Annotated in this window: 2 protein-coding genes; both read left to right on the plus strand. The window is 63.9% G+C overall.

The genetic code is table 11. The annotated features are described in order from the left end of the window. Positions 1 to 2: 2 nt before the first annotated feature. Positions 3 to 713, plus strand: coding sequence for a CoA transferase subunit A (locus JKL46_RS34800; protein ID WP_201843015.1), 711 nt, complete (start codon positions 3 to 5; stop codon positions 711 to 713). Continuing rightward, positions 713 to 1302, plus strand: a 590-nt coding sequence (locus JKL46_RS34805; RefSeq protein WP_201843016.1) for a 3-oxoacid CoA-transferase subunit B, incomplete at its 3' end; no start/stop codon positions are given. The genes JKL46_RS34800 and JKL46_RS34805, both read left to right, overlap by 1 nt.

The following is a 1302-nucleotide window of genomic DNA, read 5'->3' on the forward strand; positions in this document are numbered from 1 at the left end:
TGATGGACAAGGTATACAGCGATGCGCGCGTGGCGCTGGCTGGTGCGGTCAAGGATGGGATGACCATCATGGCCGGCGGCTTCGGCCTGTGCGGCATTCCGGAGACGCTGATCGAGGCCATTCGTGATTCGGGGGCGAAGGACCTGACCTTCATCTCCAACAATGCCGGCGTCGACGGCATCGGGCTCGGCCGCCTGCTCGAGACGCGCCAGATCCGCAAGATGATTTCCTCCTACGTCGGCGAGAACAAGCTGTTTGCCCAGCAATACCTGTCCGGCGAGCTCGAGCTCGAGTTCAACCCGCAAGGAACCCTCGCCGAGCGCATCCGCGCCGGCGGCGCCGGCATCCCGGCCTTCTACACCAAGACCGGCGTCGGCACCTTGATCGCCGAGGGCAAGGAGGTGCGCGAGTTCAACGGCGAGAAATACGTCATGGAGACCGGCCTGTTCGCCGACATCTCGATCGTCCATGCCTGGAAAGGCGACACCGAGGGCAACCTCGTCTACCGCAAGACGGCGCGCAACTTCAATCCGATGATGGCGACCGCCTCGCGCTTCACCGTCGCCGAGGTCGAGCACCTGGTCGAGGCCGGCGAGATCGACCCGGATTGCATCCACACGCCCGGCATCTTCGTCAAGCGCATGGTGCATGTGCAAAACCCGGTCAAACACATCGAGCAGCGCACGACCCGCAAGCGTGAGGAGACAGTCTGATGGCCTGGACCCGTGAACAGATGGCGGCGCGTGCCGCCAAGGAGCTGCGCGACGGCTTCTACGTCAATCTCGGCATCGGCATCCCGACGCTGGTGTCGAACTACATTCCCAAGGGCATGCGGGTGCAGCTGCAGTCGGAGAACGGCATGCTCGGCATGGGCCCGTTCCCGTTCGAGGGCGAGGAGGATGCCGATCTGATCAATGCCGGCAAGCAGACGATCACGGAATTGCCGACGACGAGCTATTTCTCGTCGTCCGATTCCTTCGGCATGATCCGCGGCGGGCATATCGACCTGTCGATCCTGGGCGCCATGCAGGTGGCCGCGAACGGCGATCTCGCCAACTGGATGATCCCGGGCAAGATGGTCAAGGGCATGGGCGGCGCCATGGACCTGGTGGCCGGCGTCAAGCGCGTCGTGGTGGTGATGGAGCATGTGGCCAAGGCCAAGGACGGCTCGGAGGATGCGAAGCTCTTGAGCGCCTGCAACCTGCCGCTGACCGGTCAGGGCGTGGTCGATCTGGTGATCACCGATCTCGGCGTGTTCGCCATCGACAAGAAGGGCGGCACCGGCATGAGCCTGATCGAGCT

It is taken from the genome of Microvirga zambiensis WSM3693, from assembly GCF_016735695.1.
GTDB lineage: Bacteria > Pseudomonadota > Alphaproteobacteria > Rhizobiales > Beijerinckiaceae > Microvirga > Microvirga zambiensis.